Origin of the sequence: Serratia sp. JKS296, from assembly GCF_900215445.1 — a bacterium.
In the GTDB taxonomy this organism is placed as follows: domain Bacteria; phylum Pseudomonadota; class Gammaproteobacteria; order Enterobacterales; family Enterobacteriaceae; genus Serratia; species Serratia marcescens.
On the sequence record NZ_OCMX01000001.1, the window covers coordinates 2624822 to 2650258 of the forward strand.

Sequence of the window (25437 nt, forward strand, 5' to 3'; positions counted from 1 at the left end):
CCTTTGAGGTATGGCTATGATCGAACTGCGTCGCCTGCGGGCATTCGTCACCGTGGTGGAAGAAGGCAACATCACCCGCGCCGCCGAGCGGCTGTTTATCCAACAGCCGCCGCTGACCCGCCTGCTGCAGGGGCTGGAAGACGAACTGGGCGTAACCTTGTTGCAGCGCCTGCCGCGCGGCGTGCGCGTCACCGAAGCGGGGGGCGTGCTGTTTGAAGAGGCCCGCGCCCTGCTGGCGCGCGCCGAACGCCTGCGCGAAGCGGTACAGCGCGCCGCCCGCGGCGAGCAGGGCTATATCGCCATCGGTTTCACCAGCTCCGCCGCGCTGCATCCGTTCGTGCCCAACCTGCTGCGCCGCTATCGCGATATCCTGCCGGGCATCACCACCCAGTTGGAAGAAGCCGGCAGCGGCGAACTGATGGAGGCGTTGCTGGAACAGCGCCTCGACGCCGCCTTCGTGCGCTCGCCGGCCAACGGCATTCCCGGCCTGAGCGTCGAGCCGGTGCTCAGCGAGCCGATGATCGTCGCCCTGCCGCTGGGCCACCGGCTGGCGCAAGAAACGCAGCAACCGCTGCCGCTGGCCGAACTGGCCCACGAGGCGTTTATTCTCTATCGCCGCCCCGCCGGTCAGGGGTTGTACGACGCCATCCTGGCCGCCTGCCACCGCGCCGGCTTCAGCCCGCGCATCGTGCAGGAAGCGCCGCGCCTGCCGGCCACCCTCAGCCTGGTCGGCGCCGGGCTGGGGTTGTCAATCGTGCCCGGCTCGATGCGGCGGCTGGGCGGCGACGGCATTGTCTACCGCACGATCGCCGAAGAAGCGCAGCTCAGCGCCCCGCTTTACCTGGCGCTGCGCCATAGCCCGGCCTCGCCGATCGTCGAGCGCTTTCGCGAACTGGTCGCCGAGGCGGTTCAGGCCTCGGGCTGATCGGTGATGCGCGTCAGGTGGATCATCAAATACAGCAGCTCATCATTCGACATCTCCATTTGCAGCAGATTCTTCACGTAATCGCGGATCAATAGCGCGCCGCGATAGGCATGCGGGTACTCGGCCGTCATCTGGGCAAACAGAAAGTCGGCCTTCGAGGTCATCTGTTTGCCGTCGAGCATGCGCTGGATAAAGAACTGCATATGCACTAAAAAGCGCGCGTAGTTCAGCGAATCGGTGTCGATATTGAGGCGAAAGTGATACTTGATGATATTGAAAATATCTTTCAGCATTTTCACCGCCAGCAACGTGTGCTCCATGTTTTGCACTTCGGTCTGGCCGTTGACCAGGTGAAAGGCGATATTGCCCGCTTCCTCTTCAGGCAGATGGATATTCAGCCGCTGGTTAATGTAGGCCAAGGCTTGCAGCCCCACCGCAAACTCTCGCGGGTAGAAACGTTTCACCTCGAACAGCAGGCGGTTTTGGATGGCGATACCCTTGTGATGACGTTCGATAGCAAAACTGACGTGATCCGCCAGCGTAAAGAAAATCTGTTCATTAATGTTGCCGTTCAGTTGGCGGTTGGCCTCACTGAGGATCATCTGCACAATTTCGATGTGCTCCGTCGGGGCAGTTTCAATCAGCCGCAGGTAATCCCGCCCCTTTTGCCCCTCCTGCACCACATACACTTTCTCAATGGCGGCCGAGTTGATCTCGTCTCCGGTTTTGCTGTTAAAACCAATTCCCTTGCCCATGACGATAACCTCACGGTTATCGTCGTCCGCGGTTAACACCAGACTGTTGTTGAGCACCTTAATGACTTTCATCGTCTCGGCCGTCACCTTGCTTATTTGCCCAACCGGCCATTGGCGGCGATAAGCTGCCGATACCAGTCAAAACTGCGTTTTTTGATGCGCCGCAGATCCTTAAGATCCCGTTCTCCGCGGTTCACGTAGATAAATCCATAGCGCTTTGCGTAACCTTGATGCGTGCTGACGACGTCAATCGCCGCCCACGGGCAGTAACCGAGCAGCTCGACGCCATCGTTGATCGCCAGCCGCATCTGTTCGACATGCTGCCGCATGAATTCAATGCGATAGTCGTCGTCGATAGTCTCATCCGCCCGCAATTCATCCGGCGCGCCAATGCCGTTCTCCGTGATCAGTATCGGCAGGTGATAGCGCTCGAAGGTCTTGCGCAGCGTTAAGCGCAGGCCAACCGGATCGATCACCCATCCGTAGCGCGTCTTGCCGACAAACGGGTTTTCCGCCGCACGATACACACCCGGTTCGCCGAGCATAATTTGCTGATCGCCGGCGCGTGCGCTCACGTCTGAACCGTCGCCGCGGCTGGCGGCGATCGTGGCGGTGGAATAGTAATTGATCGCCACATAATCCGGTCGTGCCGCCAACAGCAGCGCCGCGTCCTCCGGCTCCCTGTCCGGCGACCACCCCCGCTCCTCAAGGTAACGCCAGGCCAGGGCGTTATAGCGGCCATGCACCGCCACATCGAGAAAACTCCAACAGCGCAACGTCTCCCAGTTATGAGCGGCAATGGCATCCAGCGGATTACAGGTCTCCTGATACATCGAGGTGGTATTGATCGCCGGGCCAATTTTCCCGCCGGGACAGCGCTGATGGCATAATGCCATGACTTTGGCCTGAGCGACCAACATATGATGACTCTGCTGATACAGCGTCCGTTTGTCAGGCAACGCACCGCCTTTGGGCGTGCCGATAGCGCCGGGGTGCAGGATCATGGTGTTCTGTTCATTGATGGTGAGCCAATACTTCACCCGATCGCCGAAGGCGTCGAACAGCACGCCGGCATAAGTGACAAAAGCCTCGATGGTGGCGCGATTGGACCAGCCGCCCTGCTGCTCCAGCACATACGGCAGATCGAAATGATACAGCGTCACCACCGGCTCGATGCCGTGCGCCAGCAATTCGTCGATCAACTGCCGGTAAAACGCCAACCCCGGCGCATTGACTTCGCCGACGCCTTCGGGCAACACGCGCGTCCACGCAACCGAAAACCGGTAGGCCTTTAACCCCAGTTCTGCGAACAGCTTCACATCCTCGCGAAAGCGATGATAGTGATCGCTGGCCACCGTAAAATCCGCCGTGCCTGCGGGATGTTCGAGCATATCGACGATCGACGGGCTTTTGCCGTCTTCATTCCATGCGCCCTCCACCTGATAGGCGGAAGTCGACGCGCCCCAGAGAAACCCGGCGGGAAAATCGTGCAAGCGTTGATAAATCATGCCGGCTCCTTATTGGCCTTCAGCGCCATAATCGTCTCACCGGCATGAACGCCATGCGGCTTAGGTAACACCTGAACCTGAAACGCTTCGCTGTTGACGATCAATACCGGCGTCGTCAGATCGAAGCCCAATGCGGCGATCGCGCCGATGTCAAAACGCACCAGCTCGTCGCCGGCCTTCACGCGATCGCCGATCTGCAGTCCGGAGTCAAAGTGTTGGCCACCCAGGTTTACCGTGTCGATGCCGATATGCAGCAACAGCTCCGCGCCGTTGTCCCCCTTGATGCCGACCGCATGTTTTGACGGCAGGAAAGTCACGATCTCGCCGTCCAGCGGCGCACGCAGCACGCCTTCCGACGGTATGATCGCCATGCCCTGGCCCAACAAGCCCTGGGAGAAAACGTCATCGTTGACCTGATCCAACGTCACGGCTTTGCCGGTCAGCGGGCTGAAAACCGGCGATACCTCGTCGGCCGCCGCCACCTGAGTCTCGTCGTTCGTCTCCTCGACCGGATCGTCGAAGCCAAGGATCCAAGTCAGGGCAAAGGTCACGACGATGGCAATGGCGCAAGTGATCAGCGCGTGCACGATATTCATCGGGTTCTCACCGATAAACGCCGGCAAAGCGGCCAGGCCAGGAGAAACGAAGGCATAACGCACCAACCCGCTCAACCCGGCGTAAATGCCGGCGCAGCCACCGCCGATCATCGCCGCGATCAACGGTTTGCGCAGTTTCAGCGTCACCCCGTACAGCGAGGGTTCAGTGATCCCCAACAACGCGGTAAAACCGGCGGAGGACGCCAACTGGCGCAAATTCGTGTTCTTGGTGCGGAATGCCACACATAGCGTCGCCGCACCTTGTGCAATATTGGACGCCAACATGCCCGGCCCGTTAATCATCTCAAAGCCATTCTTGGTCAATTGGCCGGTGGCGATCGGTGTCATCGCCCAGGCGGTGCCAGTGATCACCAGAAATGGCTGCAGCCCGCCCATCAACATAGGAATCAGCCAGCTGGCCTTGCCATCAACGATCGCCGCACCGGCGGCCACCATGTCATTGAGGAAAATGCCGAACGGCCCGACCACCACCAACGCCAGTGGCGCGGTGACCAGCAGCACGATCATCGGTTTGGTGAAGAACTTGATCATCGTCGGCGAAACTTTCTCGGCAAACCGCTCGATATAGGACATCAGCCACACGGTAAAAATGATCGGCAACACCGAGCCGGCATAATCCGCCAGCCGCACCGGAATGCCGAGAAAATCAATCGCGGCGCCCGCCGCCTGCATCTGAGCCAGATTAGGGTGCAGCAACGCGCCGGCGAGGGTCATCGCCAGGATGGGATTGCACTCGAATTTTATCGCGGCACCGTAAGCCAACAGCACCGGCAGGAAGAAAAAGGCCGCATCGGCGACGGTATCCAGCAATCGATAGGTCGTGCCGGCGGGATCTATCGCCCCGGCCAGCTTGAGGATCGCCAGCAGCGCCTTGATCATCCCCGCGCCGGTAATGGCCGGGATCACCGGGGTAAAGGTCGTGGAAATCACGCTGATAATCCGTGACACCACGCCACCTTTCGGCTGCTGCTTTTGAGCGCCGGTTTGCGGCTGGCCAATCTCCTTTTGCAGCACGCGGAACGTTTGCTGCACGTTATTGCCGACCACGATCTGAAACTGGCCGCCTCGCACCACCACGCTGATAACACCCGGCAGGGCTTCGATCGCCTTCGAATCCACTTTAGCGTCGTCGTTGAATTCCATACGCAAACGGGTCGCGCAGTGCGTCAGCTTGCTGACGTTGCCTTTACCGCCGACCCGCGCCAATATTTCTAAGCCAAGTTTTTGATAGTCCATCGTCTTCCCCGGTAAAATGCAAAAAAAAAAGACCAAAATGGAAATGCGCCTCATCACAAGGAGAAGTGCATTCCTATTTTGGTCTTGCCTGCTTTAGCAGTAACACGCCGCAATAAAAATGGTGTGCGGTCTTCTCGACCGCGCTAAAAGTATCACCATACTCGCGAATACTCGGCAATAGCCAGACGTCAGCGTTGTGAAAGGCGTCACGATTTAGCGTAAATGCACTGCAATGTCGCCGCTGCACGCTTTTTGCGCACACCCATAGCGCAATCGGAAGGAAATAACCCAAAATAATGCGTTTCATTGACACTTTGTTTATTTAATTACAGGGGAAGATTAATTCAGATCCATGACTATTGAGATTAACAATGAATAATTAAACCCGCTCTCACTTAGTAACAAACGCAAACAAATAAACGCCTACGCAATACATTCCAGCCGCTAGGATTTAAGGGTCACAGCCTATTCCCGCCGATGACAAAAATCATTTCAATGGCGATCGCGCCTTCCCCGTCGCCTGCTTCTGCAGGCGCACGGCTTTATATTGGAGAAAATGCTATGCTATCGCGTCGTGATATATTGAAAGTCTCCGCCGTCAGCGCGGCCGCCGCCGGCATGATCGGCGGCATCACCAAAAATGCCGCTGCCGACGACCATCGCAATATCGTGCCCCCCAGCAGCTATCAGCCGCCTGCCGATGCGCAACATCTCTATAAATACAAATTCACCGACAGCAAAAAACGCAGCCTGCCCAGCGGCTGGGCGCGCGAAGCTACCGTCGAGCAATTCCCGATCTCCGAAGGCGTGGCGGGCGTCGACATGACGCTGGAGCCGGGCGGCGTGCGCGAACTGCATTGGCACGCCATCGCCGCCGAATGGGCATTCATGCTGGAAGGCCATGCGCGCATCACCATCCTCGATCCCGAGGGAAAATGTGAGGTGGCGGATTTCGGCCCCGGCGACGTCTGGTATTTCCCGAAAGGCTACGGCCATTCCATTCAGGCGCTGGCGGACGGCGCGCATTTTATTTTGGCGTTCGATAACGGCCATTTCTCCGAATTCGGCACCTTCAGCATCACCGATTGGGTGGCGCATATGCCGAAAGAGGTATTGGAAAAAAGCGTCGACATGCCGGCGGCGGTATTTTCCAAGGCCAAACAGGGCGAAGCTTATATTGTCGGCGGCGCCGTTCCGCCCACCTTGCCATTACCGAAAAGCGACGGCGGATTAAATAATGCCCCGCTGACCCACCGCTATGAATTAATGAAGCAAAAGCCGTTCTTTGAAAATGACGCCGGCAGCGTCCATTTGGTGTCGTCGAAAGAATTTCCCATTTCCACCACCATGACCGGCATCATCGAGATCGTGAAACCCGGCGCGATCCGGGAATTGCACTGGCACCCCAACGCCAACGAATGGCAATACTATATTGCCGGCAAAGGCCGCATGACGGTGTTCAGCTCGCACGGCCACGCGCAGACGGAAGAGTACGCCCCTTCGGACGTCGGTTACGTGCCGCAGGGCTTCGGCCATTACATCGAGAACATCGGCGATGAGGATTTGAAGGTACTGATCGTGATGGACAACGGCATTTATCAGGATATTTCGTTGTCCGACTGGCTGGCGAAAACCCCGGCCTACCTGCTGGCGGACAACTTCAATAATCAGGTTGAGGACTGGCAGGATAGACCGAAAGACAAACGGGTGATGTCGCGGCGCAGCCGATAACGCCGCGGCGAGGGAGAATCTCCCTCGCCGCTTTTCGTTACTGCTTGCGCTGCTCCGCCACCTGTTTGGCGGTGACGCTGCCCTGCTTATCGCCGAAGTGGCCGACCACGAAGTTGGCGACCGCCGCCACTTCCTCGTCGGAATACGCGCTGCCGAACGACGGCATCATCTCATGCCGCTCGCCGACGCTGATGCTCGTCCCCTTCAGGATAGCCTGCACCACGCTGCGCCCCTGCGGATCGTTCACCGCCGTGCTGCCCACCAGCGAAGCATACTCGCTCTGGCGGCCCGGCCCGTTCCACTGGTGGCAGCCGCTGCAGTCGTTGGCGAACATCCGCCGCCCGAGCGAGCTGTCTTGCCCGCCCGGCAGGATCGGGGTGGAAGCCCCCGCGCCCTTCGGCTGCAAGTTCACCGCCGCCGCGCTGTCGCCGGCGATGGGTTCGATATCGCGCAGGTATTTCACCAGCGCCAGATTATCTTCCGGCGTCAGGAACTGCAGGCTGTTTTCCACCGCTTCCGCCATCGGACCGGCGGCGCTGCTGCGCCCCGGCGCATGGCCGGTGGCCAGATATTGCGACAGTTGCTGGTCGCTCCAGCCGCCGATGCCGGTCTGTTTGTCCGGCGTGATGTTGGCGGCGAACCAGCCCTGCACCACTTCACCGCTCAGGTGCTTGCTCTGGTTAAGACCGAACCCCAGATTGCGCGGCGTATGGCACTCGCCGCAGTGGCCGAGCGCCGTCGCCAGATAGGCGCCGCGATTCCACTGTTCATCCTTGTTGAGATCCGGCGCGAAACGCTGCTCCTGGAAGAACGCCAGGTTCCAGAATTTCATGCCCCAACGCTGGTTGAACGGGAACGACAGCTCGTTTTGCGGGTTGGCCTGTTTCACCGGCGGCAGACTGAACAGATAATCCTTGATCGCCAGCACGTCATCGCGGCTCAGCCCGGTGTAGGAAGTATAAGGCATCGCCGGATACAGGTTGCCCTGTGGGCCGATGCCCTCACGCACCGCGCGCACGAACTGATCGTCGCTCCAGTTGCCGATGCCGGTTTCCTTGTCGGCGGTGATGTTGGTGCCGTAGATGGTGCCGAACGGCAGCTTGAAGGCGAAGCCGCCCGCATAAGGTGCGCCGCCCGGCGCGGTGTGGCACGCCACGCAGTCGGCGGCGCGCGCCAGGTACTCGCCGCGGGCCAGTTTGTCGGTCATGCCGGCCGGCGCCCCGGCGATCGGCGCCGCAGGCTCAGCGCCGGTGGGCCGCAGCAGCGTATACAGCGCGTATCCTCCCGCCAACACCACCACGGCGATAATCAGCCATAACAGCCCTTTCAAGGCATTGCTCATCGCATCTCTCCCTAACCCAACGCCTTGGCGGCCTGGTGGATGGCGGCGCGAATGCGCACATAGGTGGCGCAACGGCAAACGTTGCCGCCCATCGCCGCGTCGATGTCCGCATCGCTCGGATTCTTGCTTTGCGCCAGCAGCGCGCTGGCGCTCATGATCTGGCCGGACTGGCAGTAACCGCACTGCACCACGTCCAGATCAAGCCAGGCTTCCTGCACCGCCTTGCCTTCCGGCGTGGCGCCCACGGCTTCGATGGTGGTGATTTTTTTGCCGACGGCGGCGGAGACCGGCGTCATGCACGAACGCACCGGCACGCCGTCCAGATGCACGGTACAGGCGCCGCACATGGCGATGCCGCAGCCGAATTTGGTGCCGGTCAAGCCGGCTTCGTCACGCAGAAACCACAGCAGCGGCATGTGCGGATCGCCCTCGAAAGTCAGCGGCTGATCGTTTACGGTTAAATGAATCATCAGGTTCTCTCCTTGTCAGACGCCGGATTCGCAGTGGGATTATGCAGCGGCAGGCTCAGCGAGGTGCGCGGCCGCCCAAGCAGCGCCAGCGCATTGCCGACCGCCGGGGCAATGGTCGGCACCCCCAGCTCGCCCACGCCGGTCGGTTTCTCGGTCGAAGGCACGATGATCACCTCGATCTCCGGCATCTCATCGATGCGCAGCGGGCGGAAGTTATTGAAATTGGACTGTTCGACCACGCCGTCTTTCAGCGTGATATTGCCGTACAGCGCCAGGCTCAGGCCGTAGCCGATGCCGCCCTCGATCTGCGCGCGGATCACGTCGGGATTCACCGCCACGCCGCAGTCCACCGCGCACCACACTTTATGCACTTTGGGGATGCCGCCTTCGCCGATCGACACCTCGGCCACCTGCGCCACATAGGTGTCGAACGCCTTGGCGACGCCCACGCCGCGCGCGCGTCCGTCTACCACTTTAGCGCCCTGCCAGCCGGCGGCTTTCGCTACCGCCCGCAGCACGCCCGCCGCGCGCGGCGCATCGCCCATCAGCGCCAGCCGCCCTTCGACCGGATCCTGGCCGGTTTCCTGCAACAGCTGATCGATAAAGCTCTCCACCGCGTGGCCGGTGTGGGTGCTGGCGACCGACCGCAGAGAGGTGGTCGGCACCTTGCCGGGCACGATATGCGCATCGCAGCGGAAGGCTTCGAAGGTGTATGAGACCTCGCTGGCGCCCTCGACCATCATCTGATCGAGGCCGTTGACCACCAGCGCATCCATCGCGCTGTGGCGCGTCCAGGAGTGGCCGACCACGGTATCGGTCCAGCCCACCACTTTGCCGCCCCGAATGGCGCCGCGCAGGCGGTGCAGGATCATCGGGCGATACCAGCCGTTGCGGATGTCGTCCTCGCGCGTCCACACCACCTTCACGCCGTGGCCGGGGCCGATGCCCTTGGCCGCCGCCGCCATGTCGGCCGCCAGATCCGGCCCCAGCGTCGGGTTGCCTAAATCGATGCGCCGGCCGAAGCTGCCGCCCGCCAGAATGGTTTCAATCTGCACCTTGTCCGGCGGCAACTCGAACAGATCGCACAATTGCTTGTGATCGAGCGTCTGGATTTGGCAGCCGTAGCGCGCCTTGACGCTCTCGCCGTCCCAGAACAGATAGCCGTCCAGCGGCTCCATCGGCGCGTGCGCGACGTACGGGAAGGTGTATTCGGCCTCGATCACCTTGTCGGCCTTATCGAACACCTCGTCCGGCTTGCCGTGGCTCTTCGCCACCACGCCGGTTTTCTGCGCCACCTGGCGGAATTCGGCGTAGATCTCCTCGGTGTTGCGCCGTTCGGCCTGCGCGTCGTCCCAGGTGACCCGCAGCCGTTCCCGCCCCTGGATCGCCGCCCAGGTGTTTTTGGCGTAAACCGCCACGCCGGTGGCGACCTGCTTCACCGCCACCACGCCCGGCACCGCCAGCGCCCGCTCGGCGTCGAAGGTCGCCACTTTGCCGCCGAAACGCGGCGGTTTCTTGATGGTGACGGTCAGCATGTCCGGCTCGTGGATATCCTGCGAGAACTGCGCGCTGCCGTTGGTTTTCGCCAGCGAATCGACGCGGTGCAAACCGCGCGTTTTGCCGATCAGGGTGAAATTGGCCGGATCCTTCAGCGTCAGGCTGGCGGGATCGGGCGGCGGCAGCGTGGCGGCCAGCGCGGCGAATTCGCCGAAGCCCGCTTCGCGCCCGCTGGCGGCATGGCGGATCTTGCCCGCCTGCACGGTGATTTCCTGCGCCGAGGTTTTCCAGCTCTGCGCGGCGGCCTGCACCAGCAGCGCGCGCGCCATGGCGCCCATACGCCGCATTTGCTCATAGGCATTGGCCACCGAGCTGGAACCGCCGGTGCCCTGGAATCCAAAGGCCAGGTTTTTGTAGATATTGGTGTCCACCGGCGCGGCCACGACCCGCACCTGTGCCCAATCGGCATCGAGCTCTTCGGCGACCAGCGTCGCCATGCCGGTATAGACCCCCTGGCCCACTTCGGTGTGTTTACTGATGACGGTGACGACGCCGTCGGCGCCGATCTGAACGAAGGCGTTGGCGTCTAACGCCGCCGCGCCGGAGGCGGTCGGGGCAGCCGAACGCGCCAGCGCGCCGGTGGACGGCAGATAGGCGCCGATCACCAACGCCCCGGCGCCGACGATAAACCGCCGCCGCGAAAGCGGAACTTGGGATATGCTCATTGCTCATGACTCCAAAAAAACCGAAGGCGTCACTGCCTTCGGCGAAACAAATCTTGTTATGGGAATGGCTTGTCGCGTCCGTCAGGTGATATAGCGCAACAGAGCAATAATTAGCGTAGCCTATTATCCAGTAGACTTAATGTTGAAGAGGGTTTTTCTATTGGAGAATCGTGCGGTGCGGGCAGGCACCCGCACCGGGGTCAGCTCTGCGTCGCCGCCAGAGAGGAGAAAACGCTGAGCAGGTTGATTTGCACCGCCATGTTGTCGCTGTCGAAGGCCACGGTGAGCGCGTCCTGGCGCTCCACGCCGGGCACCAGGCTGAACAGATCCGCCAGCACCGGTTTGGCCGCCATCAGCGTCAGCCGGTAAGGCGGCATAAAACGGCGCTCCACCGGCAGTCTGGCGCCCTGGCGCACCTGTTGCATCGCCCGCTCGCGGATCTCCGCCCGCGCCCGCTGTGGGCTGAGCGATTCGGCGGCGGTTTGCGAGATGGCGCGTTTTACGCAAACATAGCCGGATTGCGGATAACGTTCAGCGATCCAACGTTGCAGCTCGTCGTCACCGCTCACCAGCCACAACGGCACGTTCAACTCCGCCGCCATCGCCGCATACAGATCGCTTTCGCCTACGACCTCGCCGTTCAGGCTGACGCGATAAAAGGCCCGACCGTTGATGGTATGCGCCAGCACGCCGCGTTCGCCGGCGGCGCTGTGATAACCGATGCACATCAGGCCATCGTAACGTTGATGCTGCAGCCCTTCCACCATCGACAACCCGCGCGGTTTGCCCTGCACCAGGCGCGCCCGCGCATCGATGCGATCGGCGCGCAGGTTCTGCATCATGGCGTGGCTGTCGGCCACCGTCACCTCGGTGGCGCCGCCGGCGAAAGCGCCGTCGATGGCGGCGTTGACCTCCTGCTCCATCAGCTCGCGCGCCGCCGCATAGTCGGCATGGCCCGGGTTGCACTGCTCCGGCCGCATCACGCCGGCAATACCCTCGATATCCGCAGAGATAAAGACTTTCACATCACACTCCCGTTATTTAATTTGCCGCCAGCCGATCGAGCAGCGGGCCCAGCGCCACGCGCGCATGCTGCTGGAAACCGCTGACGCCCTCGGCGCTCAGCAACGCATCCAACACCGCATATTCGGTGGCGTCCGCGGCCGCCGCAAACAGCGGCTCCAGCCGTTCGTCCGGCAGCGTGGCCCCCAGCAACCGGGTGGAGAACGCCAGCGCGATGTCGCCGGAGCCGTGCCCCCAATGGCTGCCTACCCGCCCCAGACCCGCGCCCGCGCGGCGGGCGATGCGGTTCAGCTGGCGGCTGTCCAGCGCCCGATCGCAGGCGATGATGATGATGACCGAACCGGCGTCCACCTGCGGCGGCGAGTCCGCCAACAGTTTGCCCAGCGCCTGGCCGACGCGCACGCCGCTCAGCGTCAGCGAGTCGAGGGTGCCGAAATTGGCCAGCACCAGCACGCCGAGCGTGGTGCCAAGCCCAGGGCAATAGCGTGAGGCGGTGCCGATGCCGCCCTTCAAGCCGAAACTGCTCATGCCGCGCCCGGCGCCGACGCTGCCGCGCGCAAAGCGGGTGGAATGGTTATCCAGCGCGCTGAAGACGTGCTCCTCACGCACCGCCATCGCCTGAATATCGTTGAGGTAACCGTCGTTGCACTCCAGCACCAGCGGGTTAATGGTGGCGCTGCCGCGGCCGATCTGCGGGTAACGCAGACAGCTGCGCCGCACCATGGCGTTGAACAGCGTGCCGACGGCGAAGGTGTTGCTCAGCAGAATAGGCGTTTGCAGCACCCCCAGCTCGTTCAGCTGCACCAGCCCCAGCGGCTTGGCGAAGCCGTTGAGCACCGCGCTGCCACACGGCAGCGGCTGGTTAAACAGATCGCCCGGCGGCACGATGGCGGTAACGCCGGTCTGGCATTCGCCGTCGGCCAGCGTGTGATGCCCGACGCTGACGCCCGGCACGTCGCACAGGGTGTCGGTCGGGCCGGCCGGATAGCGCGCGCCCGGCAGGCGGCGATGGCGCCGCCAATAGCTCAGCAGATTGTCGAGGCTTTGTTGTTCAAACGCCTGGCTGTCTGTCATGGTTCCCTCATCCGCCGTCAGCCCATCAGAAAACCAGAATATCGCGCAATGCGCCGCGCCGTAAATTGAAAGCGGAAGCGGGCAGCAAAAATCGCCTTGCCCCGTCGCCGTTCATTGCCTGCACCACTTTGCGTTTGCGGCCGCCCCTCTACGTCAGCCCGCGCGCCACCGCCCCGGCTAGCGGGTACGATAATCGCCGCTTCGGTTATCGCCATGCGAGGAGAACAGCCCGATGAAAGCAATCGTCATTGGCGGCGGCATCGGCGGCCTGAACCTATTGGGTTTTTAGGGGGAAAAACAGTGTAAATGGCCGGTGCCGCGGGGGATATCCCCCTTATCCAAAATGTATAACTCGATCTGCCGACGCAATGGTCGTTTCACGATGGGCAATGATCAGCTTAGTGATGTTGAGTCTCTTAATTGCCTGATTCACGGCAGCTTCGCTCTCCTTATCCAGCGCGCTGGTGGCCTCGTCCAGGAACAAAATAGCCGGTTTTTTGTAGATTGCCCGGGCTATGAATAACCGTTGTTTTTGCCCGCCAGACAATCCCTCCCCCAACTCGCCGATCGGGGTTTCATACCCCATCGGCATGCGCATGATCACCTCATGCAGATAGCTGGCACGGGCACAGGCTTCCATCCAGGCATCATCCATCTCGTCCGCGAACCCGCAGATATTTTCCCGGATCGAGCCGGAGAACAGTTTGTCGTCCTGCATCACGCAGGCAATCATTTTGTGGTAGTTGTTGATGCCGAGCTGCCGGATATCGACGCCGTTCACCTCAACCCGCCCCGAATCTGGGGTAAACAGTCCGCACAGCACCTTCATCAACGTGGTTTTGCCGGCGCCGGACGGGCCCACGATGGCCACGCTTTCGCCTGGCGCAACGCTGATGTCCAGGCCATCAAAAATAGCCGGTGACTGGCTGTCGTAACGATAGCTCAGGGCATGGGTCGTCAATCCCAAAGGTTGCAGGCCCGCCGTGTATGGGTGATCGGGTTTACGCGCCTCCCGCGGATGCAGGGCGATATCAGCGATGCGCTCGTTATGCAGGCTCATCATGCGCAGCTGCAGCAAAAATTCCGTCAGCGACCCGATGCGGTCGGAGAACTGCCCCCGAAAGGCGCCGAACGCCACGAACATGCCGAGGGTCATCTGATTATCGATCACCAGGCTGGTTCCCAACCACAGAATGACGATCTGGTCACACGCCGCTATGAAGGTGTTGATCCCGCCAAACAGCATGTCCATCCTGGTGACGCGGATACCCGTGTTGATGGTGTCGATTTCAAGGTTTAGCCAGTGAGCGATGCGGCGTTCTGCCATGCCCTGCATCTTGACGGTAGCGATACCGTACAGCGTTTCCATAAAATACGAGCCGGCCCGAGCCTCTCTCACCAGCGCCTCCTCGGACAGCTGACGGTAATATCCATAGGTCAGCAGCCGCATCAACACATAAAGCGCAGTGAAAGTGAGCACTACCCAGGTCAGCCAGCCGCCATACAGCACCATCATCACCAACACACCGATCACCATGATGCCGTCCATGATGGCGCCGACGATACTGGTGGTGAAAGTGCTGCGCAGCGTATCCAGTGAACCGAAGCGTGACTGAATGTCACCCAGTTTACGACGTTCAAAGTAACCGAGTGGCAGGCGCAACAGATGGGTGAACAACCCGGCCTGCCACTGAACGTTGATAAGCGTCGCCATGACCAATCCTGACCATGCCCGCACCATGCCGATGGCGGCCCGCAACAAGATAAAGAGCATCAATCCGGCGCAGATGAGCGACAGTAACCCGCGATCTCCGGCAGGAATAGCGTGATCCATCACCAGCTGCGTGCCGATGGGCATCACCAGGTTGATGGTTTCGAACACCAGAGACAGGCAAAAGATTTTGCCGAGCGCCCGCTTGAGGCCATGCACGCTGCCGATCAGCGTGCGAAGATGAATGCGATGGCGGACGCTGTCGGCGGTGAATTCGCTGCCGGGCCAGGCCTCAAGCGCTACGCCGGTGAAACTGTGCGACAGTTCCGTCAGGCTGACGGCCCGGCGCCCGCGCGCCGGATCGTGCAGCACCGCGCGGTGGCCTTTGACGCTGACCAGCACCACGAAATGGTTGAATTCCCAGTGCAGAATGCAGGGCAGTTTTAGCGCGCCGAGTTCGTCCAGATCCAGAGACAGGGGACGGGTGCTCAACCCCAATTGCTCGGCGATACCGGTCAGTCCAACCAGCGTTGCACCGCGGGATGACAGGTTGAACTGCCGGCGCAGCGCGATCAGGTCGATGTTTTTGCCGTAATAACCGCAAATCATCGCCAGACAGGCCAGCCCGCATTCCGACGACTCGGTCTGGTGCACCATCGAAACCCGGTGGCGCAACCGCAGATCCAGTTGGCTGACCCGTTGTTTGAATGTGGTCCTACTCATTGACTGGCCCCGTCGCGCTGTGTTTCATGTCGTAGAACGGCGACAGCATCCATTGATACATCTTCCTTTTTTCCAGAAACAGAGTGCTTTGCGCTTTCATGCCGTTTTCCAGGCTGAGGCGTTTACCGTCATAGGCAATGGCCTGTTTCTCCGGCATGACGATCACCTTGTAGTACGGCCCGGCGGCGGTCAGCGCCGCTTTGGGCGCTCCCTGGTAGGTCAGCATTTCCTGCGGCGAAGCCGGGGCTTTGGAGATGACGGACACTGTGCCGGCGAACTGACCAAATTTCTCCGCCGGAAAGGCGTCATAGCGCACATTGACCTTAACAGAGTGCTTTGCGCTTTCATGCCGTTTTCCAGGCTGAGGCGTTTACCGTCATAGGCAATGGCCTGTTTCTCCGGCATGACGATCACCTTGTAGTACGGCCCGGCGGCGGTCAGCGCCGCTTTGGGCGCTCCCTGGTAGGTCAGCATTTCCTGCGGCGAAGCCGGGGCTTTGGAGATGACGGACACTGTGCCGGCGAACTGACCAAATTTCTCCGCCGGAAAGGCGTCATAGCGCACATTGACCTTATCGCCGGCGGCGATGTAGGGGATGGCGTCGTTGGGCACCCAGAGCACCAGGGCATAGCGATCGATGTTTTGCGGGATAATCTGCAGCAGACTGTCGCCGACGTTGACCATTTGGCCAACCGTGACGCTCAGCGAATCGATACGGCCTCCGGCCAGCGCGCGAACGATAATATCGCCAGTGGCATCTATGTTTTGCCGCTCCTTTTGCAGCTCGTAGCGCTGCAGCTCCATCTGGTAAATCTGGTTGTCGAATTCGGCACCCTGGATATGGATCTGGCTTTCCAGCGCGGTGATCTGCAGCGCATTCTGTTCGTTCTGGCCGGACAGGCCCAGCAGGTTGTTCTGCTGCTGGTAATACAGCGCCACCTGGTTGGTGAGCTGATCCTTATTGATCAGCCCCTTGGTCTGATAGTGCCGGTAGTTCTCCATGTTTTCCTTCATGATGCGTATCCCTTCCTGGGCGCGTTTGAGGATATCAGTGGAGCGGGTGAATGCAGCGGTGTATTGCGCCTTCTGTTGTTCCAGCATGATAAGCGTGGCCTGCTTGCCGCTTTCCAGTCGGTTGATGATTTGCGCAATGCGTGCCAGCTGGCCATCGATATCCCGGCGCTGGTTGTCGCTGATCACACCGCTACGGGTGCTCTTGCTGACGTCAATCTGGTAAATGGGGGCACCAACGGCAATCACCTGCCCTTCGGTGACGAATTGTTTGACCACTATCCCTTGGACGGCGGAATAGACGTTGGCGGCGCGCGGATAAGTGCTGATCTCGCCGGTCACGTTGACCCGCCGGGTATAGGTACCGGCGATCGCGAAGGTGAGAAAGGCGATGAAGAAAAACAGGCAGAGCCCTGTCGTGCCCCAAACGGGAATACCGGGTAGCAGGAGCGCCCTGCCACGCCATTTCATTCTCTGATTATCGATCGCTTCCTGGCGAAACATGATCGGCATCCCTTATTGATAGCTAACATTCAAATTCACAGGCTATTGTATTGACAATAAAACAAGCAGCAGGTCAGTTAATTTTGGCGAGAGGATATGAAACTATTAAAGTAAACGCCTTTAAATCTTCTGAGTGATCCTGGCGCCAATAGATTTTTATGCACGTATGTTTCACTCAATGGCAATGTCATATCCAGGGAAAATCAGAGAGTTCCAGTTCGATAAGCCTTTTTATTTCTTCAAATTCAACAGTACCTGACCCTAACTCATTTTCATCGTGGCAAAATAGACGATCGTCATAACAATAACAAAAATAGAACAAAACAATAAATCACCGGAAAAACACCTCAATGAATCCAAATAATCATTGCTGTTCTTATTTATTTTTTTAATGGCATCGCTTTCGTTATCAGCCTCTACTTCGACATGATGCTTTCTGAACCCCTTCTGCTTCATGTCTTTAATTATTTCTCGCGTAACCACTTCCTTTCTTAGCACTTTTGATTCATCACTCTTTATAAAAAAAATATCTATTCATCATATACCCCCTCTCCGTTATCAGACGATCTTTTTCCACTCCCATCGCGATCCTGCCATCCACCCGACACCGCATCGAATTGGCTGCTTAAAATTTCCCTCATAAATACTCTCCTATGGGTTTACCGGTTTTACAGTCATTAAAAATAGCTGTAGCGGCAAAAGTAAAACACACTAATGACAATCCATAACCACTCTGTATTTCATAAAAAATCCAATAAGAAAATTATATTTTAAACATTGAAAACAATCATATTAGAATAAAACCCGGAATAATATACCGAACCTAATTACACGTAGGCACTATCGATTCAATTAATTGAATCGCCAAATAATCTCAACGCCCAAGATTAATAACCCAATAAAGAAGAGGCGGCGGAACAGCTGCGGGCGCCAATGACGACGCACCCTCTCCCCCAGCCACATGCCGGCAAGCGCCGGCAACAGCGCCAACAGCGAACCGCCGAGCAGCGTAGCGGGCAGCGCCTGATGCCAGGCTAATCCGGCGGCCAGCGCCAGCGTCGAGACGGTGAACGACAACCCCAGCGCCTGCACCAGATCGTCACGCGCCAGGCCCAATGCGTTCAGATAGGGCACCGCCGGTATGACGAATACGCCGGTGGCGCCGGTCAGCGTACCGGTCACCAGGCCACACAGCGGTCCCAACCAAGGCTCTGCCGTGGCGGAAACGCGCCAGTCGAAACGGGTAAAACCCAGCAGCGCATAGCCGATCAGGCAAACGCCCAGCGCCAGCGGCGCCAGGCGGCCGTCGATGTCGGTGAGCGCGCCGGCGCTCAATAACGTGCCCAGCATGACGCACAGCATCATCGGCCAGAGTCGCCGGCACAGCGCCCCCAACCGCGGCCCGCACAGCAACTGCCACAGGTTGGTGATCAGCGAGGGCAACAGCAGCAACGCGGCGGCCTGCCCCGGCGGCATCATCAGGCTGAGCAACCCCATCGACACCGTCGGCAATCCCAGACCGATCGCCCCTTTGACCGTGCCGGCCAGCGTAAAAATGCCCGTCAGGGCGATAATCTCAAGTAACGTCAGCGACATGCGTCTATCCTTATGGCGAATCAACGGCCCGATTGTGGCTGGCGCCGCGCCGCGGCACAATGCGGCAATGGCAGAGCCTGCCTGCGGCAAAGACAGAGGAAGAACGCATGCATTTTGACTTTATCGATCTGCGGCTGTTGGCGGCGGTGCTCGAAACCGGCAGCATCACCGCCGGCGCCGAGCGCGTCGGGCTGTCGCTGGCCGCCGCCAGCGCCCGCATGCGCGGGCTGGAACAACAGGCCGGCGTGGCGCTGTTGACGCGCAATCCACGCGGCGTCCAGGCGACGTCCGCCGGTGAGCGCCTGTTGCAACACGCGCGTGTGCTGCTGCAACAGCTCGACCGGCTGCGGGGTGATATGGCCGAGTTCGCGCCGGGCCAGCGCAGCCAGCTGCGCATCGTCGCCAATACCGTCGCCGCCGACGCTTTTCTGCCGGAGCTGTTGGCGGATTTTCTGGTGCTGCACCCGCACACCGACATCGCGCTGGAGGAGCTGCCCAGCCCGGCCATCGCGCAGGCCATCGCCGAACGGGCGGCGGATATCGGCATCGTGGCGGACCACGCCGATCTGCGCGGGCTGACAAGTTACCCTTTTCGCCAGGATCGTCTGGTGCTGGCGCTGCCGCCGGGGCATGCGCTCAGCGGCCGCCGCACGCTCAGCTTTGCGGACGCCCTGCCTTTTGATTTCATCGGTCTGCCGGAAGAGAGTGCGCTGCAACAGCATCTGGAACAGCTGGCGATACGCAGCGGCGGCCCGATGCGGCTGCGGGCGCGTGCGGCTAATTTCGACGCCATCTGTCGCATGGTGCTGCGCGGCGCCGGGCTGGCGGTGGTGCCGGAAGAGAGCGCCCAACGCCATCCGGAGATCCGACACGGCGCCCTGCCGCTGACGGACGAGTGGGCGACCCGACGCCTGTCGATCGCGGTGCGTGACCTGGCGCAGCTGCCGCTGCCGGCGCAGCGGCTGGTGGCGTTCCTGCGCCAAGCCTGAGGCGGCTCAGTGCGTGCCCGGCTCTGCGCGCAGCCGCGCCACCTGAGCCTCCACGTCGCGCCAGGCCGGTTTGTCGCCGGCATAGCGTTGGCGCAGATAATTCACCAGTGCCGTCACCTGCCGATCGGAAAAGCTGTCCTTAAAGCCCGGCATAAAGCCCAATTCGGCGGTGGCCGGTTTGGGGATCCCTTGCAGGATCACCTTGATCAGGTTATCGGGGCGATCGCTGAAGATATTGGTGTTATTGGCCAGATCCGGGCTGACGCCGAACAGCTGCGGTCCGCCGGCGGCGGCGCTGTGGCAGGCCTGGCAAGCGCCCTGAAACAACCGCTCGCCCGCCAGTTGACCCACAGGCAACGCGCGGGCCGCCAACTGCGCCTGCGGTTCCACATTCAGCGTCGCCTTGGCGCTCAGCGACATCACATAGTTGGCCATCGCCCGCAGATCGCTCTGCGGCAACGTCGCCAGTTCGCTGACCACCGGCCCCATCGGCCCGGCCGCCACACCGTGCTCGGCGGAATGCCCGCTGCGGAAGTACTGAAACAGCTGTTCCTCGGTCCAGGGTTTGTCCGCGTTGGCCAATTGATTCAGCGCCGGCGCTTCCCACCCGTCCACCATCCCCCCCGCCAGGAAAGCCGCTCCGCCCTTTTCCGCCCCCAGCAGATTGCGCGGCGAATGGCAGGCGGCGCAGTGACCGAGCCCGTTGACCAGATAGGCGCCGCGATTCCACTGCGCGCTTTGTTGCGGATCGGGTTGATATTCCCCCTGGCGCAGGAACAGCGCGTTCCAGCCCGCCATCAGCGGCCGCAGGTTAAACGGGAAGCGCATCTGATTGGCCGGATTGCTCTGGCGCACCGCCGGTTGCGACATCAGATAAGCGTACAGCGCCTGCATGTCGCCGTCGGTCATTTTACTGAATGCCGTGTAAGGAAATGCCGGATAGAGGTGGCGGCCGTCGCGGGCGATGCCCTGACGCATCGCCCGATCGAATGCGGTAAACGACCAGTTGCCGATGCCGGTCGCCACGTCCGGGGTAATGTTGGTGCTGTAGAGCGTGCCGAACGGCGTCGCCATCGCCAACCCGCCGGCGTTGGTCGCCCCTTCCGACGCGGTATGGCAAACCGCGCAGTCTCCGGCGGCGGCCAATTGACGACCGCGCTCCAGCGTGGCGGCCGACCAGGTGCCGGCGCCGGGCGTCGCCACCGGCGCGATCTCCGCACGCCACGGCAAGGCGCTGCCGGCGATGCCCAGCACGGCGCCGAACAGCCCCGCCGCGCCGCCGAACCACCATTTGCCGCGCTTCTTTTTCTTGGGCGGCGCGGCCTGCCGCTCGGCGTCCGGCCCGTTCAACGCCTCTCGCAGCTTGTCCGAGGTGATCGGCAGCTCGCGAAAACGAATGCCGGTGGCGTCGAACACCGCGTTGGCGATGGCCGCCGCGCTGGGCACCGATGCCGACTCCCCGGCGCCCAGCGGCGGATCGTAAGGGCGCGGCATCATCACCACGTCCACCTCCGGCACCTCCGGGAAGGTCAGGATCGGGTAAGCCCCCCACTCTTTGGCGGAGACCGTCGATTCCTCAAAGGTCACGCGCTCTTTCAATACCCGGCTGGTCGATTGCAATACGTTGCCGTGAATTTGGTGGCGCACGCCGTCCGGGTTGACCATCATGCCCGCGTCGTGGCCGACCACGATGCGCGTCACCGCCACTTCGCCGCTGGCTTTGTCGATCGCCACGTCGGCCACCCAGGCGGCCCAGGCCGCGCCAAAGCCGGGAAACTTGCTGTGGATGTAACGGGCGTAGGCAAAGCCGCGCCCGCGCAGCACGCCGTCTTCCGCCGGGGTCTGCATCGGTTCGGTATGCGGCGTCCAGCCGGCGCGTTCTGCGGTGCTGCGCATCAGTTCACTGGCGCGTTCATCATGGATGTAGCGCAGCCGATACTCCAGCGGATCGACGCCGGCGGCGTGGGCCAGCTCATCGATATAAGACTCGTGGGCGAAGGTGTTGGGCAAGGCGGAAACGCCGCGCATCCAGGAGGCGCGCACGATCGGCGCCATGTCCTCGATGCTGACGCGCAGCGACGGATATTCGTATGGCGGCACCGAGGTGCGGTCGCCCATTTCATAGGCCACCGGCAGCGGCTCGACCCGGCCGGTCAGCAACAGCGCCAGCGTCGGCGCGCCGTTGGAAGGATAATAGGTGCGAAAATCGTAGGCGACCGGGTGCCCGGCGGCGTCCAGCCCGCCGTCCACCTCCATCAGCTGCGCCGTGCCCTTCGGTTCCCACACATGCTCTTGCTCGCGGGTCAGCTGCACCCGCACCGGCCGGCCCACCGCGCGCGACAGCAGCGCCGCGTCGGCGCAGACGTCATCGGCGCAATTGCGGCCATAGCAGCCGGCCGCCTCCATGCGAACGATCTCGATCTGCGCTTCCGGGTACTCCAGCAGCCAGGCCAGATCGGCGCGCAGCAGGTGCGGGTTCTGGCTGCCTGACCAGACCTGCAGACGCTCCGGTCGGTAGTCCGCCAGCGCGCAGGAAGGGCCAATAGAGGCATGAAGCTGATACGGCCACAGGTAGCTGCGGGTGAAACGCCTGTCAGCCGCCGCCAGCGCCGCGTCCACGTCGCCGGTATCGTGCACCACCCGGGTCGAATGCGGGTTGTCGCGCAGCGCCTGCGCCACGTCGGTCATCTGCGGCAAATTGCGGCGCCAGTCTTTCCAGCTGACCTGCAGCGCCTGCGCCGCCTTAATCGCCTGCTCTTCGCGCTCGGCGACAATGCCGATGAAATCGCCGATCACCACCAGTTTGACGATGCCGGGAATATGCGCGATCGAGGTTTCGTCCACCGCCAGCAGACTGGTGCCGACGAATTCGCCGCTGTCGTACCCGGCATAGGGCGGACGCACCACTCGGCCATGCAGCATGTTCGGCAGGCGCATATCGTGTACGTAGGTGGTTTCGCCGGTCGCCTTGGCCGGAATATCGACGCGCGCGGCGCTGGTGCCCACCAGGCGATATTCCGCCTGCGGTTTCAGCGGCGCGTCGCCGGAAATCGGCAGTTCGACATGGTCGCCGGCCACCAGCTCGGCGTAGCTGAGCGCCTGCCCCTGCGGGCTGCGGATCACGCCCTCTTCCAGCGTCAGCTGTTCCACCGGCGCATCGAAGCGCTGCGCCGCCTGGCGCAACAGCCAACGGCGCGCCTCGGCGGCGGCGTTGCGCAGCGGCACGGCGGAGATCTGCAGCGTGGCGCTGGCGATGGTGGCGCCCTGATTCGGCGCACGTTCGGTATCACCCAACACCATTTGCACCTGATCCATGCGCAGGTACAGCTCTTCGGCGACGATCTGCCCGAGCGCGGTGCGCACGCCGGTGCCGAGATCGACATGGCCGTTAAAGGCATAGATTTCGCCGCTGCCGCACAGGGCGATAAACAGCCCCTGCTCTTTGGGCTTCAGCACCGGCGTTTGCCCCTTGGGCACCAGCCCCGGCGGCGGTTGCACGCTGTCGACGATCAGCAGCACGCCGTCGCGCTGCAGCAAGTCGGCCTGGCTCGGCGATGGGACACGGGAATCAGTCATGGGCGTGGGCGTCCTCATCGCGGCAGAGAATGATGGCGCGCTGAACCGCACGCAGGATTTCGAGATGGGTGCCGCAGCGGCACAGGTTGCCGGACAGCGCCTGACGGATCTCCGCCTCGCTCGGGGCGGGATTGCGATCCAACAGGGCTTTGGTGGTCATGATCATGCCATTGAGACAGTAGCCGCATTGCGCCGCCTGCTCTTCGATAAAGGCGCGCTGCACCGGGTGCGGGCGCTGGCGATCGCCAAGGCCTTCCAGGGTCACGATCGCCCGGCCGGACACGCCGAGCGCCGGGATCACGCAGGAGCGCGCCGCCACGCCGTCGATCAGCACGGTGCACGCGCCGCATTCGCCCAGGCCGCAGCCGTATTTCGGGCCGTTGAGCGCCAGATCGTTGCGCAGTACCAGCAAGAGCGGCGTATCCGCCATCACCTGCGCATGAAGCTGTTCGCCGTTCACCGACAGCATCAGCGGATGCTCCGTCAGCGTGGTTTTCGCGCCGTCCCTGGGCGATTGCACTTCAGATATCGCCATTGTTCGCGTCTCCGCCTGCACGTGATGATCTTATGGGCTGGCCTCTCGCCGCCGACCACCAGGCAACCGACGTTGCGCGGGCGAATCAGCCGGTGGCAGGCTCTTCCAGCATTTTATTCAGCAGGAATATCAGCGCTATCCGTTCGGCCGGGTTCAGCGTACCGAACGTCAGTTCTGTGATTTTCGCCGCCTGCGGCACCGTTTCCGCCAGCAGCGCGCCGCCGGCGTCGGTGAGGCCGACCACCACCTTGCGCCGATCGATCGGATCCGGCGTCACCGTGATCAGATCGCGCGCCTTCAGCCGTTCGACGATGCCGCGGATGGTGGCCTGATCCACCGCCGTCACCTGCACCAACTCGGTCAGCGAGTTCGGCCCCATATCGCGCACCGCGCACAGGGTGATGAACTGCACCGCCGTCAGCTGCGAATCGCCGACGTTTTGCTGGAAAATCGCCACGTGGCGCTGATAAACCTTGCGCAGCAGGTGCCCGACTTGCTCGGTAAAATGATAATTTTCGGGTTGGCCGCTCACGGCTGACGGGTATTCGGGGGGCGTCATTGCGTTACTCTCACCATCTATGGAATCCACGAGAATAGTACAAACCCCCGCCGTTGGCAGCAACGATTACGCCCGGCGCACGCGCGACGCCTCCGGCGCCACCACTTCACCGTCCGCCACCACCGTTTGCCCGTCGAGGCGAATGTCGCAGCGGCGCAGCGCGATATCCATATGGCAAGGCGTTTTGCGCGTGCCGCCCACTTCGGTGTTCGGCCCGGTGGAGAACAGGAAGTTGCCGTAGAACGCGCGCGCGTCCATGCACATGCCGTCGTTCTTGTCGTGCAGGCCCATCGCCGTCCACTGGGCGCGCGGCTGCAGACCCCAGCCGATGTGCGAGATGCCGTACACCTCCGGATCGTCGAAGTATTTCATGTATTCGCGCAGGTATTCCGCCTCGAAGCCGCCGTGAATGCGGGTGACGAACCCTTGTTCGATCTCCAGCGTGATGCGTTCGCGCGCATAGCTTTTGAACGGCAGCAAGATATCGCCGACCTCCAGCACCAGCACCCCTTCCGCCTGTTCCTCATTCGGCCAGGTGAACAGGAAACCGCTCGGCCAGTGATCCCAGCGCCCCGGTTCATCGGCATAGCCGTACTCGGTCACCGTCGGGTATTGCCCCAGCGGCGCGCGGAAATCGCTGCCGGCGGCAGAGGTCACCTGCATCATCTTCGCCTGCTCCAGCACGGCGGCGGCGGCCAGCACCCGCGCCTTGTCCTCCGCGTTGGGCAACATGCGCGCCAGCACCTCCGGCGGCTCCACCGCCAGCAGGATGCGGGTGCCGGTTTTCAGGATCTGTTCCTGCTCCGGCGAATGCAGCAGCATCATGGTATCGACGATCAGGTCGGCGGCCTCCAGCGCACGCTGCGCCGCCAGATTGCCGGTCAGCGCGGTATCGCCGCAATAGGCGGTCATGTCGTTGCCCATCGCTCGCGGATGGTTGAATGCCGGCAGTTCGACGGCATACACCCTGGCGCCCAGCCGCAGCGCCGCGTCGGTCGCGGCGCGCACCGTGCGCGCATCGGAATAATGGCTTTTCAAAATCGCCACGCTCTGCGAAGCATCGACCTTCGACAGCGTAAGCACCTGCTCGAACAGCTGTACCAACTGGGTTTCATTGACCGCCATGGCCTGTCTCCTGTCTCGTCAAGGGTCACCGACGCCCGCAAGGCGGCGGTGATTTTTCAAACAATTTAAAGCGAACACACTCATTTCATCTAAGTCAAAAAAGCAAAGGAAAGCAAGCTGCGAATATCCACCATAAGAAAGTCCTATTTCATCCCGCATCAATCCTGTGATTAACATGAGTTTAACAGTAACACGCTGTCAATTA

18 protein-coding genes and 1 pseudogene are annotated in these 25437 nt (G+C 61.5%); 3 read left to right on the plus strand and 16 right to left on the minus strand.

Annotated elements, in window-relative coordinates:
* Positions 1–10: 10 nt before the first annotated feature.
* Positions 11–925: a LysR family transcriptional regulator gene (locus CRO23_RS12425; protein WP_049299000.1), complete on the plus strand. Its 915-nt coding sequence runs from the start codon at positions 11–13 to the stop codon at positions 923–925.
* Here CRO23_RS12425 and licT read toward each other — a convergent pair.
* From licT to CRO23_RS12440, 3 genes are read right to left on the minus strand one after another with little or no spacing between them, the layout of a single operon-like run.
* Positions 910–1752 carry a BglG family transcription antiterminator LicT gene (gene licT / locus CRO23_RS12430; RefSeq protein WP_016927818.1) on the minus strand — a complete coding sequence of 281 codons (843 nt, stop codon included), beginning with the start codon at positions 1750–1752 and terminating at the stop codon, positions 910–912. The two genes, CRO23_RS12425 and licT, sit on opposite strands and share 16 nt — an antisense overlap.
* Before the next feature lie 20 nt (positions 1753–1772).
* Positions 1773–3188: a glycoside hydrolase family 1 protein gene (locus CRO23_RS12435; protein WP_097102096.1), complete on the minus strand. Its 1416-nt coding sequence runs from the start codon at positions 3186–3188 to the stop codon at positions 1773–1775.
* Positions 3185–5041, minus strand: coding sequence for a beta-glucoside-specific PTS transporter subunit IIABC (locus CRO23_RS12440; RefSeq protein WP_016927820.1), 1857 nt, complete (start codon positions 5039–5041; stop codon positions 3185–3187). Before CRO23_RS12440 ends, CRO23_RS12435 begins: the two co-directional genes overlap by 4 nt.
* A gap of 561 nt (positions 5042–5602) precedes the next feature.
* On the opposite strand from CRO23_RS12440, the gene CRO23_RS12445 reads away from it, so the two are divergent.
* Positions 5603–6772, plus strand: coding sequence for a cupin domain-containing protein (locus CRO23_RS12445; protein WP_028127381.1), 1170 nt, complete (start codon positions 5603–5605; stop codon positions 6770–6772).
* Between the two features lie 37 nt (positions 6773–6809).
* On the opposite strand, the gene CRO23_RS12450 is transcribed toward CRO23_RS12445, so the two are convergent.
* The 9 genes and pseudogenes from CRO23_RS12450 to CRO23_RS12495 all read right to left on the minus strand — a co-directional run bounded on the left by CRO23_RS12450 (position 6810) and on the right by CRO23_RS12495 (position 18448).
* Positions 6810–8114 carry a c-type cytochrome gene (locus CRO23_RS12450; RefSeq protein ID WP_048795309.1) on the minus strand — a complete coding sequence of 435 codons (1305 nt, stop codon included), beginning with the start codon at positions 8112–8114 and terminating at the stop codon, positions 6810–6812.
* An 11-nt stretch (positions 8115–8125) separates the two neighbouring features.
* Positions 8126–8584, minus strand: a complete 459-nt coding sequence (locus CRO23_RS12455; protein ID WP_016927823.1) for a (2Fe-2S)-binding protein — start codon at positions 8582–8584, stop codon at positions 8126–8128.
* Entirely contained in the window at positions 8584–10806 is a 2223-nt protein-coding gene (locus CRO23_RS12460; protein ID WP_079449264.1) for a xanthine dehydrogenase family protein molybdopterin-binding subunit, read from the minus strand. Before CRO23_RS12460 ends, CRO23_RS12455 begins: the two co-directional genes overlap by 1 nt.
* Before the next feature lie 200 nt (positions 10807–11006).
* The gene (locus tag CRO23_RS12465; RefSeq protein ID WP_016927825.1) at positions 11007–11831 is read right to left on the minus strand and encodes a M55 family metallopeptidase; all 825 of its coding nucleotides are present in this window, start codon (positions 11829–11831) and stop codon (positions 11007–11009) included.
* A gap of 16 nt (positions 11832–11847) precedes the next feature.
* On the minus strand, positions 11848–12903 hold the full coding sequence (locus tag CRO23_RS12470) for a P1 family peptidase (protein WP_097102098.1): 1056 nt from the start codon (positions 12901–12903) through the stop codon (positions 11848–11850).
* 334 nt (positions 12904–13237) lie between these two features.
* Positions 13238–15337: a peptidase domain-containing ABC transporter gene (locus CRO23_RS12475; protein WP_097102100.1), complete on the minus strand. Its 2100-nt coding sequence runs from the start codon at positions 15335–15337 to the stop codon at positions 13238–13240.
* Positions 15330–15662: pseudogene (locus CRO23_RS12480) on the minus strand (HlyD family secretion protein); the annotation flags it as partial. The pseudogene CRO23_RS12480 and the gene CRO23_RS12475, both read right to left, overlap by 8 nt.
* Positions 15557–16852, minus strand: a complete 1296-nt coding sequence (locus CRO23_RS12485) for an HlyD family secretion protein (RefSeq protein ID WP_255253507.1) — start codon at positions 16850–16852, stop codon at positions 15557–15559. The gene CRO23_RS12485 and the pseudogene CRO23_RS12480, both read right to left, overlap by 106 nt.
* 852 nt (positions 16853–17704) lie before the next feature.
* Positions 17705–18448 carry a sulfite exporter TauE/SafE family protein gene (locus CRO23_RS12495; protein WP_048796054.1) on the minus strand — a complete coding sequence of 248 codons (744 nt, stop codon included), beginning with the start codon at positions 18446–18448 and terminating at the stop codon, positions 17705–17707.
* A gap of 107 nt (positions 18449–18555) precedes the next feature.
* Between CRO23_RS12495 and CRO23_RS12500 the strand changes: the two genes are divergently transcribed.
* Positions 18556–19437, plus strand: coding sequence for a LysR family transcriptional regulator (locus tag CRO23_RS12500; RefSeq protein ID WP_097102101.1), 882 nt, complete (start codon positions 18556–18558; stop codon positions 19435–19437).
* 6 nt (positions 19438–19443) lie between these two features.
* On the opposite strand, the gene CRO23_RS12505 is transcribed toward CRO23_RS12500, so the two are convergent.
* From CRO23_RS12505 to CRO23_RS12520, 4 genes are all read right to left on the minus strand, one after another.
* Positions 19444–23013 carry a molybdopterin cofactor-binding domain-containing protein gene (locus CRO23_RS12505; RefSeq protein WP_097102103.1) on the minus strand — a complete coding sequence of 1190 codons (3570 nt, stop codon included), beginning with the start codon at positions 23011–23013 and terminating at the stop codon, positions 19444–19446.
* Positions 23006–23548, minus strand: a complete 543-nt coding sequence (locus CRO23_RS12510) for a (2Fe-2S)-binding protein (RefSeq protein WP_033640422.1) — start codon at positions 23546–23548, stop codon at positions 23006–23008. The genes CRO23_RS12505 and CRO23_RS12510 overlap by 8 nt, the downstream gene beginning before the upstream one ends.
* A gap of 85 nt (positions 23549–23633) precedes the next feature.
* Positions 23634–24107: a MarR family winged helix-turn-helix transcriptional regulator gene (locus CRO23_RS12515; RefSeq protein ID WP_097102105.1), complete on the minus strand. Its 474-nt coding sequence runs from the start codon at positions 24105–24107 to the stop codon at positions 23634–23636.
* A gap of 66 nt (positions 24108–24173) precedes the next feature.
* Positions 24174–25232, minus strand: coding sequence for a 2,5-dihydroxypyridine 5,6-dioxygenase (locus tag CRO23_RS12520; protein WP_097102107.1), 1059 nt, complete (start codon positions 25230–25232; stop codon positions 24174–24176).
* Between the last annotated feature and the right edge of the window lie 205 nt (positions 25233–25437).

Bases quoted from the DNA above. Each gene is read 5' to 3' on its own strand.
- CRO23_RS12425 (WP_049299000.1), top strand. From the start codon at position 11: ATGGCTATGATCGAACTGCGTCGCCTGCGGGCATTCGTCACCGTGGTG.
- CRO23_RS12435 (WP_097102096.1), bottom strand. From the start codon at position 3,188: ATGATTTATCAACGCTTGCACGATTTTCCCGCCGGGTTTCTCTGGGGC.
- CRO23_RS12475 (WP_097102100.1), bottom strand. From the start codon at position 15,337: ATGAGTAGGACCACATTCAAACAACGGGTCAGCCAACTGGATCTGCGG.
- CRO23_RS12445 (WP_028127381.1), top strand. From the start codon at position 5,603: ATGCTATCGCGTCGTGATATATTGAAAGTCTCCGCCGTCAGCGCGGCC.
- CRO23_RS12470 (WP_097102098.1), bottom strand. From the start codon at position 12,903: ATGACAGACAGCCAGGCGTTTGAACAACAAAGCCTCGACAATCTGCTG.
- CRO23_RS12520 (WP_097102107.1), bottom strand. From the start codon at position 25,232: ATGGCGGTCAATGAAACCCAGTTGGTACAGCTGTTCGAGCAGGTGCTT.
- CRO23_RS12440 (WP_016927820.1), bottom strand. From the start codon at position 5,041: ATGGACTATCAAAAACTTGGCTTAGAAATATTGGCGCGGGTCGGCGGT.
- CRO23_RS12455 (WP_016927823.1), bottom strand. From the start codon at position 8,584: ATGATTCATTTAACCGTAAACGATCAGCCGCTGACTTTCGAGGGCGAT.
- CRO23_RS12505 (WP_097102103.1), bottom strand. From the start codon at position 23,013: ATGACTGATTCCCGTGTCCCATCGCCGAGCCAGGCCGACTTGCTGCAG.
- CRO23_RS12510 (WP_033640422.1), bottom strand. From the start codon at position 23,548: ATGGCGATATCTGAAGTGCAATCGCCCAGGGACGGCGCGAAAACCACG.
- CRO23_RS12500 (WP_097102101.1), top strand. From the start codon at position 18,556: ATGCATTTTGACTTTATCGATCTGCGGCTGTTGGCGGCGGTGCTCGAA.
- CRO23_RS12450 (WP_048795309.1), bottom strand. From the start codon at position 8,114: ATGAGCAATGCCTTGAAAGGGCTGTTATGGCTGATTATCGCCGTGGTG.
- CRO23_RS12495 (WP_048796054.1), bottom strand. From the start codon at position 18,448: ATGTCGCTGACGTTACTTGAGATTATCGCCCTGACGGGCATTTTTACG.
- CRO23_RS12460 (WP_079449264.1), bottom strand. From the start codon at position 10,806: ATGAGCATATCCCAAGTTCCGCTTTCGCGGCGGCGGTTTATCGTCGGC.
- CRO23_RS12515 (WP_097102105.1), bottom strand. From the start codon at position 24,107: ATGACGCCCCCCGAATACCCGTCAGCCGTGAGCGGCCAACCCGAAAAT.
- licT (WP_016927818.1), bottom strand. From the start codon at position 1,752: ATGAAAGTCATTAAGGTGCTCAACAACAGTCTGGTGTTAACCGCGGAC.
- CRO23_RS12485 (WP_255253507.1), bottom strand. From the start codon at position 16,852: ATGTTTCGCCAGGAAGCGATCGATAATCAGAGAATGAAATGGCGTGGC.